The following is a 15,140-nucleotide window of genomic DNA, read 5'->3' as shown; positions in this document are numbered from 1 at the left end:
AGGCGCGCTTGCGTTATTCATCCCACCGTTTCGCTCCCTGAACCCTTTCAAACGAAAATCCCTCAGATAAATAACTGTGATCATGCTCGCTATTTTTTGCCTGCGTGCTGTCTTTTTGTTCGCTCGATGTTATGAATGAATATGTAATGTGTTTCGAATGAAACTAAGGCGTAAACAGACGGAGTGCGAGATGAACACCACTTTTACCTCAGAACAACAACCCGACGATTTTAAACAGCATGTGCGCCTGATGAAGCAGGCGCTCAGAGCACAGATTAGCGATGTCGAAGGCCTGTTTGAGCAGGTCAGAAGTAAGATTGTCAGTGAAATCGCGGCCGCGCGCGCCGAAGAGAAGCAGTACGGAACGGCGTGGCCGCAGGTCAGCTTCGCGGATCTGGCCGCCGGTCGCATCAGCGAACAGACCAAAGATCACATCCGCCGCCGCGGCTGCGTGGTGGTGAAGCAAACCTTCAGCCGTGAGCAGGCGCTGGCGTGGGATGCTGACATGCTCAACTACCTCGACGACAATGATTTCGACCGTGTCTATCAGGGGCCGGGTGACAACTTCTTTGGCAACCTCGACGCCTCGCGGCCGGAGATCTATCCCATTTACTGGAGCGATGCGCAGATGTCGGCCCGCCAGAGCGAGGCCATGGCGCAAACCCAGGCGTTCCTCAATCGCCTGTGGAAATTCGAATCCGCCGGTACGCGCTGGTTTGATCCGGACGTGAGCATCATCTATCCGGATCGCATCCGGCGCCGGCTGCCGGGTACCACCTCAAAAGGGCTGGGCGCGCACACCGATTCCGGCGCGCTGGAGCGCTGGCTGTTGCCGGCCTATCAGCAGGTGTTCAGCAAGATCTTTTCTAACCAGTTCGATCAGTATGATCCGTGGGACGCGGCGCACCGCACGGCCGTGCAGGAGTATCAGTCTGGCACCACCACCAAATGTTCGGTGTTCCGCACTTTCCAGGGCTGGACCGCGCTCTCCGACATGCAGCCTGGTCAGGGACTGCTGCACGTGGTGCCGGTGCCGGAAGCCATGGCTTATCTGCTGCTGCGTCCGTTACTGAAGGATGTGCCGGAAGAGGAACTGTGCGGCGTGGCGCCGGGCAAAGTGCTGCCGGTATCGGAGCGCTGGCATCCGGAATTAATTGCCGGCCTGTGTTCGATCCCGGCGCTGCAGGCGGGTGATTCGGTGTGGTGGCACTGCGACGTGATTCATGCGGTGGCGCCGGTAGAAAATCAGCAGGGCTGGGGCAACGTGATGTACATTCCCGCCGCGCCGATGTGCAATAAAAACGCCGACTATGCGCAGCAGGTGGCGCAGGCGCTGGCGACCGGTGTCTCGCCGGGCGATTTCCCCAAAGAGGATTACGAAGCCAGCTGGCGCGGCCGTTTTACGCCGCAGGATCTGAATGAAAACGGCCGGCGCAGTCTGGGATTAGCGTGATTTCTGCTAAGCTGGGCAAAAACTTTTTTACAGCAGGCTCTATGAACGCACGTCATCAGCACATTATTCAACTGGTCAGCGAGCGCGGCAGCGTCAGCGTCAATGAACTGGCGCAAACCACCGGCGTTTCGGAGGTGACGGTGCGTCAGGATCTGAACCTGCTGGAGAAGGGTGGCTTTCTGCGCCGCGTGCACGGTTCTGCCGTGGCACCGGAAAGTGATGACGTCGGCGCGCGCATGCAAACCCGTTTTGCGGTGAAAAAACGCCTGGCGGAGTACGCCGCCGGGCTGGTTAACCCCGGCGAAACGGTGTTTATTGAAGGCGGCAGCACCAATGCGCTGCTGGCGCGAGAGCTCAGCCATCGGCAGGACATCACCATCATCACCGTCAGCCATTACATCGCCGGACTGCTGCGTGAGCAGGGCGGCGATGTGATTATTCTCGGCGGGCTGTTTCAGAAAAGCAGTGAGTCGGTAGTCGGGCCGTTAACGCGGCTGTGCATTCAGCACCTCAACTTCCATAAGGCGTTTATTGGCATTGACGGCTGGGATGAGGCGACCGGTTTCACCAGCCGCGACATGCTGCGCTGCGATGTGGTGAACGCCATCATGGAAAAACCCACCCACACCGTCGCGCTGACTGACTCCTCCAAATTTGGTCAGATTCATCCCTATGCGCTGGCGCCGCTACAGCCATTTAAGCAGGTGATCACCGACGCGGAACTCGCCGCAGGCTGGCAGCAGCAGTTGCGTGCGCAGTCGCTGCTGCTCAGTCTGGTTTAACCTTTATTGCGCTCAATCTATCCCTCAGGCTTAGCGTGATCAGCCATTGATTGCATCGGCGCACTATTCATGTAATAAATAAAGTTACATGATGACAATCGATCGGGACAATGATGACGCAAAATACCAACGATATCTTCAACGAGGAGTTTGCGCGGCAGTACGACGCGTATAACGGCAAACATCAGCCAATCGCCGATAACCTGCATCTGCTAATTTCACTGGTGCTGGACAACGCGCCGCCGCAGGCGCGGGTGCTGTGTGTGGGCGTCGGGACCGGCAGCGAAATTATCCGGCTGGCGCAGCAGCACCCGGAATGGCAGTTTACCGGTGTCGATCCTTCACCAGACATGCTGGCGGTCTGCACAGAAAAACTCACCGCCGCCGGGATACGGGCGCGCTGCCAGCTGCATCAGGGCTACCTTAATGACGTGCCGGTTACCGCCGATTACGATGTGGTGCTTTGCCTGCTGGTGACGCATTTTATCCAGCATCCGCAGCGGGCGGGTATTTATCAGCAGATGCAGCAGCAGCTGAAACCGGGCGGACGCTTAGTGACGGCAGAAATTGCCGGCGATGTGCAGGATACCGGCTTTGATGAACAACTGCTGTTCTGGAAAACCATGCATGAGAGCGCCAGCGGCAGGGCGCAAAATCTGGATGAGATGAAGCAGATGCTGACGCAGCGGCTGTTGTTGCTGCCTGCTGCCCAGACCGAAGCGCTGATGGCGCAGGCCGGGTTCACGCCGCCGCAGCGTTTCTTTCAGTCGCTGCTGATACATGGCTGGACCGCGCGTAAGCGCTAAACCGCTTAATAAGGTTGGGTGAGCTGACGATTCAATAAGATAGCAGTGCCTGCGCCGTCAGCTCGTCGGTGATCAAACCGGTGACGAGTCCGCTGGCCAGCACCGCGCGGATCGCTGCCACTTTGCTCGGTCCGCCGGTCAGCGCCACGATCTCTGCGCGCTGCGCCAGATCCAGCGGCACTGACAGTGTGCGTGCCGTCAGCGAGTTGTGAATCATCTGCCCGTCGGCGGCAAAAAAGTGCCCCAGCAGTTCGCCCACCGCGCCGGCTTCCGACAGGGCGCGGATCTCGGCTGTATCGATCATCCCGGCTTCCACCAGCTGGGCGGCCGGTTCCACGGTGCCAATGCCCACCAGCTTCACTTCACTGTGCGCGGCCATGCTAAATACTTCGCTGACACCACGCTGCGCCAGTAGCACATCGCGATCCTCTTCGGTGTTAGCAAAAAACGGTACCGGCATCATGTAGGCCTGCGCACCGGTTTTTTCGGCGATGCGATGCATCACGTCATGCGGATTGAGCGCGTAGTTGCGCGTCAGACAGCCGAGCAGGGAGACAAAGCGCAGGTGCGGCGCGTCGATACGTGCCAGCTGGTGAATTGCTGCCGACAGCGTCCGGCCGTGGCCGAGACCCAGCGTGATCGCCGGCGTGGAGGCCAGCAGATTACGCAAATAGTCGGCACCGGCCATGCCCAGCGCGCGCACCGGCAGGCCTTCTTCACCGAGATCGGGTGCCACCTGACAAAAGTTCAGGCCGTAGCGGCTGCGCAACTGCTCTTCCAGCGTCACGCAGGCGACAATCGCGCCGTCGATGGTGACTTTCACCGCGCCTTCGGCCACCATGCGCGCAATCAGCCGATGGGTTTTCACCGACGGCAGGCCGAGCCGTTTGGCTACTTCAGCCTGCGTCAGGCCGCCGACATAGTGCAGCCAGGCCGCCCGCAGGGCCAGAGAGTCATCGCGTTCAGCGGAAGTCGGTGCGGATTTCATCGGGTTGTCCCTGTCTGGTTGAGGGGTGCTGCGGGCTGACGAAAGCCCTCAGCACGGCATGCTCACGCGAGATGCAAATCCTGCACCCCGGTATCAATATGGTCGGCCCAGAACGCCACGCTTTCGGCAATCTCCGCCACCACATTGCTGTCGGTGGGTTCGCGCTCTTTGAAGCTTAGCTCGAGGCAAATCTCGTTATCCTGCGCGCCGCCGCGCGCCAGCGCCTCAAGCAGCGGCTGCGGCTGAATGCGACCGCCGGCATTGTACTGCAATGTAAAGGGCCTGTGCCCGCCTTTATCCATCATGCTCTGCTTTATATGGATGATGGGCGAAAAGCGCGGCACCGCTTCAGCCCACGCGTAAGGGTCGTAGTCACGCGGATCGGCAGAGGTGACATCGCCATGATCGATATCCGCCATCATCCACATCGGCAGAGCAAACTGTGCCGCGCTCAGTCGCTGCTGCAGCGCCATACAGGCGGGAATGGTTTCGCCAAATTCGCGCCCGACGCTCATCGGTTCCCAGAACAGGTAACGCAGACCGGCCGCTTTGGCGTGTTCCGCCACTTCCGCCCAGCAGTCAATGGCGATGGCAATCAGCGCTTCACGCCGCGCCGCATCGTTAAAATCCCGCTGGGTGAAGATGGCAAACTGCGACCCCACCGCGACGCCGCCCAGTTCCGCGGTGATGTCGGCAAAGGTTTTGAACCAGTCAATGTAGTAGCGACGTACCGCCGCATCCGGATGACCAAAATGGTTGAGGCGGCCATACGGGCCGGTCATGCCGGAGGTGACGCGCACGCCGGTGTCACGCAGCGCCTGCTGCATGCGGCGCGTCATGTGGGTGAGGGTGGCAGCAGGCCAGCCGGGATTGATAAATTCATGTGTTAGCTGCAGATCGCGGATGCGGATCTGCTGCGCCACGGTGTGAATTAAATCGCCGGGATCGGCGAAGCGGTTCACCAGCGGATTGGTATTTAGCGAAAGCGTTAATGGCATGCGGCACCTCTCAGCCAGCGTGGGCGCGCAGCGGCGCGGCAGGATGGAAAGTCTGTTCGAACCACTGGCTGAACGCGGTGCGCTGTGCAGCGCTCAGGTGCAGCTGATGTTTGGTGCGACGCCAGAGAATGTCTTCCGGCTGCTGCGCCCATTCGTACTGCACCAGATAACGTACCTCGGCCTCATACAGCTGGCCGCCAAAATGCTCACCGAGATCGCTCAGCGAACCGGCGGTGCCCAGCAGCGTGCTCATACGCGCACCGTACAGTCGCGCATAGTGCTTGCGCAGCGGCTGCGGCAGCCACGGCCAGCGCGTTTTGATCTCCTCCAGGAAGCTGTCAAAATCGGCATTGGCGATCTCGCCGCCCGGCAGCGTAGCGCTGCGCGTCCAGTCCGCGCCCATGTTGGGGAAAAACGGCGTCAGCTGTTGCAGCGCATGCTCGGCCAGCTTGCGGAACGTGGTAATTTTGCCGCCGAACACGTGCAGCAGCGGCGCATCCTGTTGATTATCGAGGTCGAACACATAATCCCGCGTCACCGCCGAGGGATTGCCTTTACCGTCGTCAAACAGCGGCCGTACGCCGGAGAAGCGGGTAATCACATCGCTGGCGCGCAGCTTAACCTTGAAGTAGCGATTCACCACGTCGATCAGGTACTGCTGCTCACTATCATCCGCACTGACATCTTCCGCTTTGCCCTGCCAGGGAATGTCGGTGGTGCCGATTAACGCTTTATCACCCTCATAAGGATTGATAAAAATCACCCGCTTGTCGGTGTTTTGCACCAGATAGGCCTGCTGGCCCTCCCAGAATTTCGGCACGATGAGGTGCGAGCCTTTCACCAGCCGCACGCTGCGCTGGCTTTGCGTGTGGCTAACCTGATTGACGATATCCAGCACCCACGGCCCGGCGGCATTCACCAGCGCGCGGGCGAACACCGTGCGCTGCGCGCCGCTGGCCTGATCCTGCAGGGTAATCTGCCATTTGCCCGGCAGACGCTGCGCTGACACGCAGCGGGTGCGCGGCAGAATGGTGGCGCCGCGCTCGGCGGCATCCAGCGCATTGAGCGTCACCAGCCGGGCATCGTCCACCCAGCAATCGGAATACTCAAAGCCTTTCTGGTAGCTGTCCAGCAGCGGTGCGCCTTCAGGATCGCGCGTCAGATCGAGCACGCGCGTGCCCGGCAGTTTTTTGCGTCCGCCAAGGTGGTCATACAGAAATAGCCCCAGCCGCACCAGCCACGCCGGGCGATCGGACGGGCTGTGCGGCAGCACAAAGCGCATCGGCCAGATAATGTGCGGCGCCGCGTTCAGCAGCACCTCGCGTTCAATCAGCGCCTCGCGCACCAGGCGGAATTCGTAGTACTCCAGATAGCGCAGGCCGCCGTGCACCAGTTTACCGGAGCGCGAGGAGGTGCCTGCGGCAAGATCGTCCTTTTCACACATCATCACCGACAGCCCGCGCCCGGCGGCATCGCGCGCGATACCGGCACCGTTAATGCCACCGCCGATCACAAACAGATCCAACGTGTTGTCACTCATGCGTTACTCCTTAAAACTGTTTAATGCCTGCCAGGCGGCAGGAAGATCGCGGCGGATCTGCTGATATTGAGGGAACAGCTGCTGGTAGCGCTGCATCAGCGCAGGCGATGGCGCTTCGGCGTCGTCCAGCAGCGGGCGCACCCAGCGTTCAACGCACTGCGCCATGTCCGGATACGCGCCAATCGCCACCGCTGCCATCATGGCCGCACCCGCTGCGCCGGCTTCCTCGCGCTGGCTGATGCGCACCGGCGCGCCGATACAGGCGGCAAGGATTTGCCTGAGCGGCTGCGATCGCACCGCACCGCCGGTAAGGCGAATTTCTCCCGGCAGCGTGGCGCCCATCGCCTGATAACAGTCGCGAGCTGCCATGCCGATGCCTTCAATCACGCCGCGCACCAGGTCGCCAAAGTTGTGCTGGTAGTTAAGGCCGGTGAAACTGGCGCGCGCATCGGCGTTGACAAACGGTCCGCGTTCACCGGCCAGTGAAATGTAAGGATGGAACAGCAGGGTGCCCGGCTGCGCGTCGTTGAGCCAGCGATCGATCTGCTGCACCAGCCGCGCATGATCGGTTTCACAACCAAAGCTGCTCAGCAGATCGCTGGCCACGTTCAGCAGCCAGTCGAGATTGAGCGTGGAGGCCATGTTGGTTTGTACCTGAGTGACATAACCTGGCCACGGCAGCGGGATCACGTAGCCGGTTTGCGCCGGGTTGAGCCATACCTCGTCAATGGTGACGCTGCGCAGATGCACGCCGGTTGAGCCGACAATCGAACAGGCGGTATTGGCTTCACCGGTGTGCACCCCGGCACCGAGCGCGGTCATCGCCATATCGACATAGCCGAGACACACCGGCGTGCCAGCCAGCAGGCCGGTTTGCCGGGCGGCGTCAGCGGTCAGGCCATGGGTGATTTGCGTGCCGTCGATAATCTCCGGCAGCAGGTGGCGCCGGTGGTTAAGCCCCAGCGCGTCAATCACCGTATCGTCGTAGCGCTGGTGGCGATAGTTGCCAAAGGTAAAGCTGGCTTCAGACGGGTCGGTGGCGCGCACACCGGTCAGATTGAGATAGAGCCAGTCCTTGCAGTGCAATGCCACTTCGGTGCGCGCCAGCAGTTCGGGATAGTGCTGGTCCATGTGCGCCAGCTGCGCACCCTGCTGGCAGGTGTTAAGACCGGTGCCGGTGGCCTGAAAGCGTGCGGCGGCCAGCGGCTGCTGATTGAGTTTTTCCACCGTGGCGGCGGCGCGGGCATCCAGCCAGATCCACGCATCGTCCACCGGCTGATTATCAGCACCGACCAGCCAGCTGCCGTCGCCCTGGGCGGTCACCGCCACGGCCACCACGCGCGCCGCCAGATTCTCCACCCGATCGCCGAGCTTGTGAATCGCACTGACCGCATCTTGCCAGGTTTGCGTCATTGACTGCTGGGCGGCACCGCCTGCGCTGCGGTAATAGCGATTGCGCGCCGACGCGCACGCCAGCTGGTTACCTTCCAGATCAAACGCCACCGCTTTAACCACCGAGGTGCCGGAATCCAGACCCAGAATGATATCGCCACTCTCCACATACACCTCCGTTCGCTGCTCCCGGAGCGGGAACCCCTGTTTGGTTTATCCGCAGCCTTGTTAATGAGCTGTGATGATTTTGCTAAATACTGTCTTACACCACTTCTCATGGAGATAACATATCTGATGTATTATTTTTCCCAAAAAAGAATAAATTTCACACCGGATGGCGAGTTCGATCACAAAATCAGCGGGGATTGCGGATGCACCTGCACACTGTGAAAGGTTTTTAATGATTGTATTAAATGGGTTTTTAAACGGATTTGGGGTGATTGCAGGCAAATAAGCGATCCAGATCGCGCTGTGCGAAAAATTGCGCGCCACCTGTTGACAATTTAGTCACAACAGCACAATTCTCATCACACAAGTTATCACATTTATAACATTGCACGGCGATGAATATCGTCGCTGTTCACCCTGAGAGGTCACGTTATGTCCGAGGTCTCAATCTTAACGCAGCAGCTGGCACGCAAACGTCGGCGGCGCTACACGCTCAGCGGCGTGGTGATCGTGGCGCTGGTAGCCGCCATGGCGCTGGATACCAAAGTGGTGCGCATCGGTTCGGCGGACGACGCGCGTCAGCAGGGCTTCTCCGCAGACAGCTACGGGCAGAAAACCTTTCCCGGTATCCAGCAGGATGTCGAAGCGCGCGCGGTGGATGCCGCCATGCTGGCGGCCGCACTGAACAGCGATCGGCAGCAGGCGGTGGCCAGATACGGTGTCGGCTCGCCGCTGCCGGTGCTGCCGGTCAAACTGCAGGGCGTGGTGCAGCCGGGGCAGATGGGTGTTTTCCCGTTACAGGTCGCCGGTCTGCCGGCGGGCACGCAGCTGCGGTTGCAAACCGGCCCGGCGATTACCGGCACCGATCTGCGTGATGCCAGCGGCAAAATTCAGTTTGGTGATTTTACTAATCAGATCGAATACCAGAACGCCGGGGCGGCGATTAACCGTGCCATGAAAGCGGCGGTGCTGGAGAAACTGGACCGCGACGCGCTGCCGGGCAAAACCGTGCAGGTGGTCGGCGTGTTCCGTCTGCTCAGCCCGACCAACTGGCTGATTACGCCGGTGCGCGTGGAGGTGCAATGAAACCGTTCAACGTCAATCCGGCGCTGCTGAAAGGAGAAGTGATTCTGCAGGCGCGCAACGTCAGCAAAGTGTATGGCTCCACCCATGCGCTGAAAGGCGTCAATTTTGAAATCCGCCGCGGCGAAGTCACCACGCTGTTCGGTGAAAACGGCGCCGGTAAATCGACGCTGATGAAAATTCTTTCTGGCGTGATTACGCCAACATCCGGGGAAATTCTGTTAAACGGCGAAGCAAAGGTGTTCCGTTCGGCCACCGAGGCGCGCGACTGTGGTATCTCGATTATTCATCAGGAGCTGAATCTCGCGCCCAACATGAACGTGCGCGACAACATTTTTATGGGGCGCGAAATCATGCGGCCCGGCGGGGTGGATTACGCCGAAGAGGCGCGGCTGACCCGCCATCTGATGGCGGCGCTGGAGGAGGAGATTGATCCGCTGACGCCGGTGGAGAACCTGCGTCTCGGGCAGCAGCAGATTGTGGAGATCGCCCGCGCGCTGTCGGTGAATTCACAAATCCTGATCATGGATGAACCGACCTCGGCGCTCAGCGCGGCGGAAGTGGCGGTGCTGTTTCAGGTCATCCGAGATCTGACCAGTCAGGGCGTGGCGATTGTGTATATCTCACACCATCTGGAGGAAGCTCTGGAGATCACCGATCGCGCAGTGGTACTGCGTGACGGCGTGATGACCGCCTACGCCCGGCGCGACGAGATCGACCTCGAGTGGATCGTGCGCAACATGGTGGGAGAGCACTTCGACCTCGGTTCACCGCCCGGCGGCTATGCCTTCGGCGGTGACGCGCTGACGGTGCAGGCGTTAACCGTGAAAAGCAAAACCGGCATCCGGCTGGTGGATCAGCTGTCGCTGACGGTGCAGGCCGGCGAGATTGTCTGCATTTATGGCCTGATGGGCGCGGGGCGCACCGAGCTGCTGGAGTGTCTCGCCGGACGGCTGAAGCAGAGCAGCGGGCACATCCTGCTGCAGGATACCGAGATCTCCGCGCTGTCGCTGTCGCAGCGCATCAAAATGGGGCTGGCGCTGGTCCCGGAGGATCGTCAGCGCGACGGGCTGGTGCAGACCATGACGGTGGGCGAGAACCTGTCGCTGGCCAGCATCAGCGAGTTTGTGCGCGGACTGGTGCTGTCAACGCGACGGGAGAAACAGCTGATTAGTGACAGCATTCGTAACGTGACGGTCAAGACTGCCGGCGGTGAGGCGGCTATCGGTTCCCTGTCCGGCGGCAATCAGCAAAAGGTGGTGATCGGCAAAATGCTCGCCACCCGACCCAAAGTGATTCTGCTGGATGAACCGAGCCGCGGCATCGATATCGGTGCCAAAGCCGAAGTGTTTCGTCTGCTGGCGGAGAACGCCAGCAAAGGGCTGGCGGTGGTTTACACCACCTCAGAAGTGGGCGAGTGCCTGAGTATCGCGCACCGCATCGTGGTGATGAGCAAAGGGCGCATCTCGGCCATCTTCGACGCCAGCGTGAGCAAAGAACGCATTATGGCCGCTTCGGGCGAGTCTCTGGTGGCATGACATGAAAAACGGAGCAAACGGTATGACTGACAGAACCCAAACGCTGGATAGCGCACCGCGGGTGGCGAAACCGGCCAGCGGCAAGCGCCTCAATCTGGCGCGGCTGCTGCTGGAAGGGCGTGCCTTTATCGCGCTGCTGGTGATTATCGCCACTTTCTCCCTGCTTTCGCCCAACTACTTTACCGGCGCGAACTTCCTCACCATGGCGTCCCATGTGGCCATCTTCGGTTTGCCGGCGATCGGTATGCTGCTGGTGATCCTCAACGGCGGGATTGATTTGTCAGTCGGCTCGACGCTGGGACTGGCTGGCGTGATGGCCGGCTTTATGATGCAGGGCATCAACCTTGAAGCGCTCGGCGTGGTGCTCTATCTGCCGGTGTGGGCGGTGGCAATTCTGACGCTGGTGCTGGGTGCGCTGGTGGGACTGGTCAACGGCGTACTAATAGCGATTTTTCGCGTACCGGCGTTTGTCGCCACGCTCGGCACCATGTATGTGGCGCGCGGTATCGCGCTGCTGATCACCAACGGTCTGACCTACAACAAACTTTCTGGCAGCGAAGCGCTGGGCAATACCGGTTTTGACTGGCTCGGTTTTAACCGCCTGTTCAACATCCCGGTCGGCGTGCTGGTGCTCGGCGCAGTGGCGCTGGCGTGCGGTTTCCTGCTGAGTCGCTCGGCGTTTGGCCGCTGGCTGTATGCCTCGGGCGGTAACGAGCGCGCCGCCGATCTCTCCGGCGTGCCGGTAAAACGCATCAAAATCAGCGTCTACGTGCTGTCGGGTATCTGCGCGGCGATGGCCGGGCTGGTGCTCTCTTCGCAGCTGACCTCCGCCGGTCCGACAGCAGGCACCACCTACGAGCTGACCGCCATTGCTGCGGTGGTGATTGGCGGTGCGGCGCTGACCGGAGGGCGCGGTAACGTGCGCGGCACGCTGCTGGGCGCGTTCGTGATTGGCTTTCTCTCTGATGGCTTAGTGATTATCGGCGTTTCTGCCTACTGGCAGACGGTGTTCACTGGCGCCGTGATTGTGCTGGCGGTATTGCTCAACACCCTGCAATACGGCCGGCGCGGTCGCTAACCCTGTGCGCGCTGGCCGGCTGGCGCGCGAGTAACCGTAAAACAAACCTGTACCCTAATAATAACGGAGCACCTATGTTCACTAAACGTCTGTTTATCGCCGCCGCCGCGATGGCCATCTCCACCTTTGCCTTACCCAGCTGGGCCAACAACGGCCTGATGACCATCATCGTCAACGATCCCTCCAATCCATACTGGCTGACTGAGGGCCAGGTCGCGCAGAAGGCGGCGGAGAAGCTGGGCTACAGTGCCAAAGTCAGCGCGCACAAAGGGGATACCAACACAGAAAGCCAGCTGATTGATACGGCGATCACCAATAAATCGAAGGCGATCATTCTCGATCCGGCTAACGCCGACGGCTCGATTGGCTCGGTAAAGAAAGCGATTGCCGCCAATATTCCGGTGTTTGTGATCAATGCCGAACTGAACCAGAGCGGGCTGGCTAAAGCGCAGCTGGTGTCGAATAACGCACAGGGCGCGGCAGTAGGCGCGATGGAGTGGGTGAAGCAGGTGGGTGACAGCGCCAGCTATGTCGAGCTGGTGGGACCGCCGTCGGATAACAACGCCGCCACGCGCGCCAACGGTTTCGATACCGTGCTGTCTCAGTACCCGACGCTGAAGAAAGTCGGCCAGGAAGTGGCGAACTGGGATCGCACCCAGGGCTTCAATAAAATGCAGTCACTGCTGCAGGCTAATCCGAACATCAAAGGGGTGATCAGCGGTAACGATGAGATGGCGCTGGGTGCTATCGCTGCGCTGAAGGAAGCCGGCAAACTCAGTCAGGTGAAAGTGGGTGGGTTCGACGGTTCACCGGATGCGGTCGACGCGGTTAAAGCCGGTACGCTGGCGTATACCGTGATGCAGCCGGTAGCGCAGTTCGCACAGAAGGCGGTAGAGCAGGCGGACACTTTCCTCAAAACCGGCAAAACCGGTGTAGCACAGGAGAAGCAGCTGTTTGACTGTATTCTGATCACCAAAGACAACGCCGGTGATTTCGTTTCGCCGTTTGTCCTGAAGCAGTAAGTCAGATTACCGATGGCGGCATTTTGGCCGTCATCGGTTGCCTGCTGCGCGCCTGATTTGCAAAAGAAACGTTTACGCGCTGTAATCAAAGCCGAAACTGCATTTCCGCTTCACTTTCCGGACGAAACATGGCGCATAACCCGCAAGAGACCTCCGCTGGTCACTTCCTGAATGAAACCTTACCGGGCGACAGCCGTCAGGCGCGTCAGCTGGCACGACGCCAGCTCATAGCCGAAGCCGTGATGGCCGAAGGCGCGGTGCGTATCGAAGATATTACTGAGCGCTTCGGGATCAGCCTGATGACCGCCCATCGCGATATTGATGAGATGGTTGAGCGCGGGCTGCTGCATAAATCACGCGGCGTGGTCTCTGCCACACCAACCAGCCTGGTGGAATCCAGCGATCTCTACCGTGCCACGCGCCAGCTGGAAGAGAAGCAGGCGATTGCCGAAGTGGCCGCTGGGTACCTTGAACCCGGCCAGGCGCTGTTTCTGGATGATTCCACCACCGTGCTGCAGATGGCGCGGCTGCTGCCGGCCAAAGCGCCGCTCACGGTGATCACCAACTCGCTGACGTTAATGAATGAATTACGTAACGGTCGCGATATCACTCTGATGGGTCTCGGCGGCCAGTTTCATCACTGGTGTAACGCCTTTATGGGACGCATGACGCGAGACGAAATCGCCAGCCTGCGCGCCGATGTGTTTTTTGTCAGCATGTCGGCGATTATTGATGATGCGGTGTTTCATCAGTCGGCCGAGACTGTGGAGACTAAGCGCGCGATGTTCGAGGCGGCGCAGAAGCGCATCCTGATGATGGATAACACCAAGTTTGAGCGGCGCGCGCTGCATCGCTTTGCCCACCTGAGCGAGTTTGATGTGGTGATCGTCAATCAGGGCACGCCGGTGCCGGTGCTACGTCGCCTGCAGGAGCTGGGGGTGAATGTGGTGGTGGCACCGATGAAAACCGGGCAGGGACGCACAGAGGCGTAATGCCCGGTTTGCGCCTTAGCCAAGGCCGATGAAGAAGCCGGCGATGGTGGCGCTCATCAGATTGGAGAGCGTTGCGGCGATCAGCGCGCGCAGGCCCAGCCGCGCGATTTCCGGGGTGCGCTCTGGTGCGACGGCAGAAAAGGCGCCGACCACCACGCCAATCGAACCAAAGTTAGCAAAGCCGCACAGGGCGAACGAGACGATGGCGATGGTTTTGCCGTCGAGCGCGCCCGCCTGATGCAGATAAGGTGAAAAGCTGATGTAGGCAACAAACTCGTTCACCACCAGTTTCTGACCTATCAAACTGCCCGCCAGCGCTGCATCGTGCCACGCCACGCCCATCAGCCACGCCAGCGGGGCCAGCGCGAAGCCGAGTATTCCCTGCAGGCTGATGTCGCCGTGACCAAACCAGCCGCCGATGCCGCCGAGTATGCCGTTGAGCATCGCGATGATACCGACAAACGCCATCACCACCGTCGCCAGACCGGCGGCTATTTTCATCCCGGTAATCGCTCCGCTGGCGGCGGCTTCAATCAGGCTGCGTGCCGGCGTGTCGCTAAACGACAGGTGGGTAAAAGTCACCTGCGACGCTTCCGTTGCCGGACTGAGCAGGCGGGCGAACAGAATGCCGCCGGGAATGGCCATCAGCGAGGCGGCCAGCAGATATTCAATCGGTACCCCCAGCCCGGCATAGCCGAGCATAGTGGAACCGGCTATTGAAGCCATGCCGCTGCAGATGGCGGTGAACAGTTCGTTGCGATTGAGACGGTTGACGAAGGGTTTGACGATGGCCGGGATCTCATTCTGGCCGAGGAAAATGGTGGTGACCGCCACGAAGGATTCGATCTTACTGATATTAAGCGCGCGCTGAAAGATGCCGCCCAGCAGGCGAATGATGGCGCCCATCACGCCAATATAGTAGAGCACGCTAACCAGCGCGGTGATAAAGATGATGGCCGGCAGAACGTGAAAAGCAAACACAAAGCCGGCGCCGTTAAACACCTTGTCCATTTGTGGTCCGGCCAGCGCGCCAAATAGAAACGCGCTGCCCGCATCACTGTAAGCCAGCGCCTGATGCACGCCGCTGGCGACTTTTTCCGCCAGCCATTTGCCCGGCGGCAAATAGAGGATCGCGCCGCCGAGGGCAATCTGAATCAGTAACGCGGCACCGGTGGTGCGCAGACTGATGTGTTTTTTATTTACTGACAGCAGAAACGCGATCGCCAGTAATACCACCATACCCAGAACACTTCTCATTATATCCATCATGATATTTCCTGATGTCAGCCTGGTGAGGTTG

13 protein-coding genes are annotated in these 15,140 nt (G+C 60.0%); 8 read left to right on the top strand and 5 right to left on the bottom strand.

Annotated elements, in window-relative coordinates; genetic code table 11:
- The first annotated feature begins 190 nt into the window (after window positions 1-190).
- From AC6I7J_RS10120 to AC6I7J_RS10110, 3 genes are all read left to right on the top strand, one after another.
- Window positions 191-1,453, top strand: a complete 1,263-nt coding sequence (locus AC6I7J_RS10120) for a DUF1479 domain-containing protein (protein WP_498005553.1) — start codon at window positions 191-193, stop codon at window positions 1,451-1,453.
- Window positions 1,454-1,494: 41 nt separating this feature from the next.
- Window positions 1,495-2,235: a DeoR/GlpR family DNA-binding transcription regulator gene (locus AC6I7J_RS10115; RefSeq protein WP_021506055.1), complete on the top strand. Its 741-nt coding sequence runs from the start codon at window positions 1,495-1,497 to the stop codon at window positions 2,233-2,235.
- Between the two features lie 110 nt (window positions 2,236-2,345).
- A complete protein-coding gene (locus AC6I7J_RS10110) occupies window positions 2,346-3,041 on the top strand; it encodes a class I SAM-dependent methyltransferase (RefSeq protein WP_247653123.1) in 696 nt (231 codons plus the stop codon).
- Window positions 3,042-3,072: 31 nt separating this feature from the next.
- Here the strand turns inward: AC6I7J_RS10110 and AC6I7J_RS10105 are convergent, their stop codons facing one another.
- The 4 genes from AC6I7J_RS10105 to AC6I7J_RS10090 all read right to left on the bottom strand — a co-directional run bounded on the left by AC6I7J_RS10105 (window position 3,073) and on the right by AC6I7J_RS10090 (window position 8,127).
- Window positions 3,073-4,029, bottom strand: a complete 957-nt coding sequence (locus tag AC6I7J_RS10105; protein WP_215480312.1) for a sugar-binding transcriptional regulator — start codon at window positions 4,027-4,029, stop codon at window positions 3,073-3,075.
- Window positions 4,030-4,091: 62 nt separating this feature from the next.
- Entirely contained in the window at window positions 4,092-5,027 is a 936-nt protein-coding gene (locus AC6I7J_RS10100; RefSeq protein ID WP_058774686.1) for a sugar phosphate isomerase/epimerase family protein, read from the bottom strand.
- 10 nt (window positions 5,028-5,037) lie between these two features.
- Entirely contained in the window at window positions 5,038-6,567 is a 1,530-nt protein-coding gene (locus tag AC6I7J_RS10095) for a glycerol-3-phosphate dehydrogenase (protein WP_211726185.1), read from the bottom strand.
- A 3-nt stretch (window positions 6,568-6,570) separates the two neighbouring features.
- On the bottom strand, window positions 6,571-8,127 hold the full coding sequence (locus tag AC6I7J_RS10090) for an FGGY-family carbohydrate kinase (RefSeq protein ID WP_021506050.1): 1,557 nt from the start codon (window positions 8,125-8,127) through the stop codon (window positions 6,571-6,573).
- Between the two features lie 432 nt (window positions 8,128-8,559).
- Here AC6I7J_RS10090 and AC6I7J_RS10085 point away from each other — a divergent pair, with 432 nt between their 5' ends.
- The 5 genes from AC6I7J_RS10085 to AC6I7J_RS10065 all read left to right on the top strand — a co-directional run bounded on the left by AC6I7J_RS10085 (window position 8,560) and on the right by AC6I7J_RS10065 (window position 13,840).
- A complete protein-coding gene (locus tag AC6I7J_RS10085; protein WP_498005549.1) occupies window positions 8,560-9,213 on the top strand; it encodes a DUF2291 domain-containing protein in 654 nt (217 codons plus the stop codon).
- Window positions 9,210-10,748 (top strand): sugar ABC transporter ATP-binding protein, encoded by a 1,539-nt coding sequence (locus tag AC6I7J_RS10080; RefSeq protein WP_021506048.1) that lies wholly within the window; start codon window positions 9,210-9,212, stop codon window positions 10,746-10,748. The genes AC6I7J_RS10085 and AC6I7J_RS10080 overlap by 4 nt, the downstream gene beginning before the upstream one ends.
- Before the next feature lie 22 nt (window positions 10,749-10,770).
- Window positions 10,771-11,826: an ABC transporter permease gene (locus AC6I7J_RS10075; RefSeq protein ID WP_058758647.1), complete on the top strand. Its 1,056-nt coding sequence runs from the start codon at window positions 10,771-10,773 to the stop codon at window positions 11,824-11,826.
- A gap of 74 nt (window positions 11,827-11,900) precedes the next feature.
- Entirely contained in the window at window positions 11,901-12,848 is a 948-nt protein-coding gene (locus tag AC6I7J_RS10070; RefSeq protein ID WP_058758551.1) for a D-ribose ABC transporter substrate-binding protein, read from the top strand.
- Between the two features lie 128 nt (window positions 12,849-12,976).
- A complete protein-coding gene (locus AC6I7J_RS10065) occupies window positions 12,977-13,840 on the top strand; it encodes a DeoR/GlpR family DNA-binding transcription regulator (RefSeq protein WP_021506045.1) in 864 nt (287 codons plus the stop codon).
- A 15-nt stretch (window positions 13,841-13,855) separates the two neighbouring features.
- On the opposite strand, the gene AC6I7J_RS10060 is transcribed toward AC6I7J_RS10065, so the two are convergent.
- Window positions 13,856-15,106, bottom strand: a complete 1,251-nt coding sequence (locus tag AC6I7J_RS10060; protein WP_088515899.1) for a NupC/NupG family nucleoside CNT transporter — start codon at window positions 15,104-15,106, stop codon at window positions 13,856-13,858.
- Window positions 15,107-15,140 lie beyond the last annotated feature (34 nt).

Source organism: Type-C symbiont of Plautia stali (assembly GCF_059730935.1).
Note: the sequence above shows the minus strand (reverse complement) of the source record. Positions and strands in the feature narration are given on the sequence as shown.

What these genes read in the sequence shown, in the direction of transcription:
- AC6I7J_RS10120 (WP_498005553.1), top strand. Translation starts at nt 191, where the DNA reads ATGAACACCACTTTTACCTCAGAACAACAACCCGACGATTTTAAACAG.
- AC6I7J_RS10115 (WP_021506055.1), top strand. Translation starts at nt 1,495, where the DNA reads ATGAACGCACGTCATCAGCACATTATTCAACTGGTCAGCGAGCGCGGC.
- AC6I7J_RS10110 (WP_247653123.1), top strand. Translation starts at nt 2,346, where the DNA reads ATGATGACGCAAAATACCAACGATATCTTCAACGAGGAGTTTGCGCGG.
- AC6I7J_RS10105 (WP_215480312.1), bottom strand. Translation starts at nt 4,029, where the DNA reads ATGAAATCCGCACCGACTTCCGCTGAACGCGATGACTCTCTGGCCCTG.
- AC6I7J_RS10100 (WP_058774686.1), bottom strand. Translation starts at nt 5,027, where the DNA reads ATGCCATTAACGCTTTCGCTAAATACCAATCCGCTGGTGAACCGCTTC.
- AC6I7J_RS10095 (WP_211726185.1), bottom strand. Translation starts at nt 6,567, where the DNA reads ATGAGTGACAACACGTTGGATCTGTTTGTGATCGGCGGTGGCATTAAC.
- AC6I7J_RS10085 (WP_498005549.1), top strand. Translation starts at nt 8,560, where the DNA reads ATGTCCGAGGTCTCAATCTTAACGCAGCAGCTGGCACGCAAACGTCGG.
- AC6I7J_RS10080 (WP_021506048.1), top strand. Translation starts at nt 9,210, where the DNA reads ATGAAACCGTTCAACGTCAATCCGGCGCTGCTGAAAGGAGAAGTGATT.
- AC6I7J_RS10075 (WP_058758647.1), top strand. Translation starts at nt 10,771, where the DNA reads ATGACTGACAGAACCCAAACGCTGGATAGCGCACCGCGGGTGGCGAAA.
- AC6I7J_RS10070 (WP_058758551.1), top strand. Translation starts at nt 11,901, where the DNA reads ATGTTCACTAAACGTCTGTTTATCGCCGCCGCCGCGATGGCCATCTCC.
- AC6I7J_RS10065 (WP_021506045.1), top strand. Translation starts at nt 12,977, where the DNA reads ATGGCGCATAACCCGCAAGAGACCTCCGCTGGTCACTTCCTGAATGAA.
- AC6I7J_RS10060 (WP_088515899.1), bottom strand. Translation starts at nt 15,106, where the DNA reads ATGGATATAATGAGAAGTGTTCTGGGTATGGTGGTATTACTGGCGATC.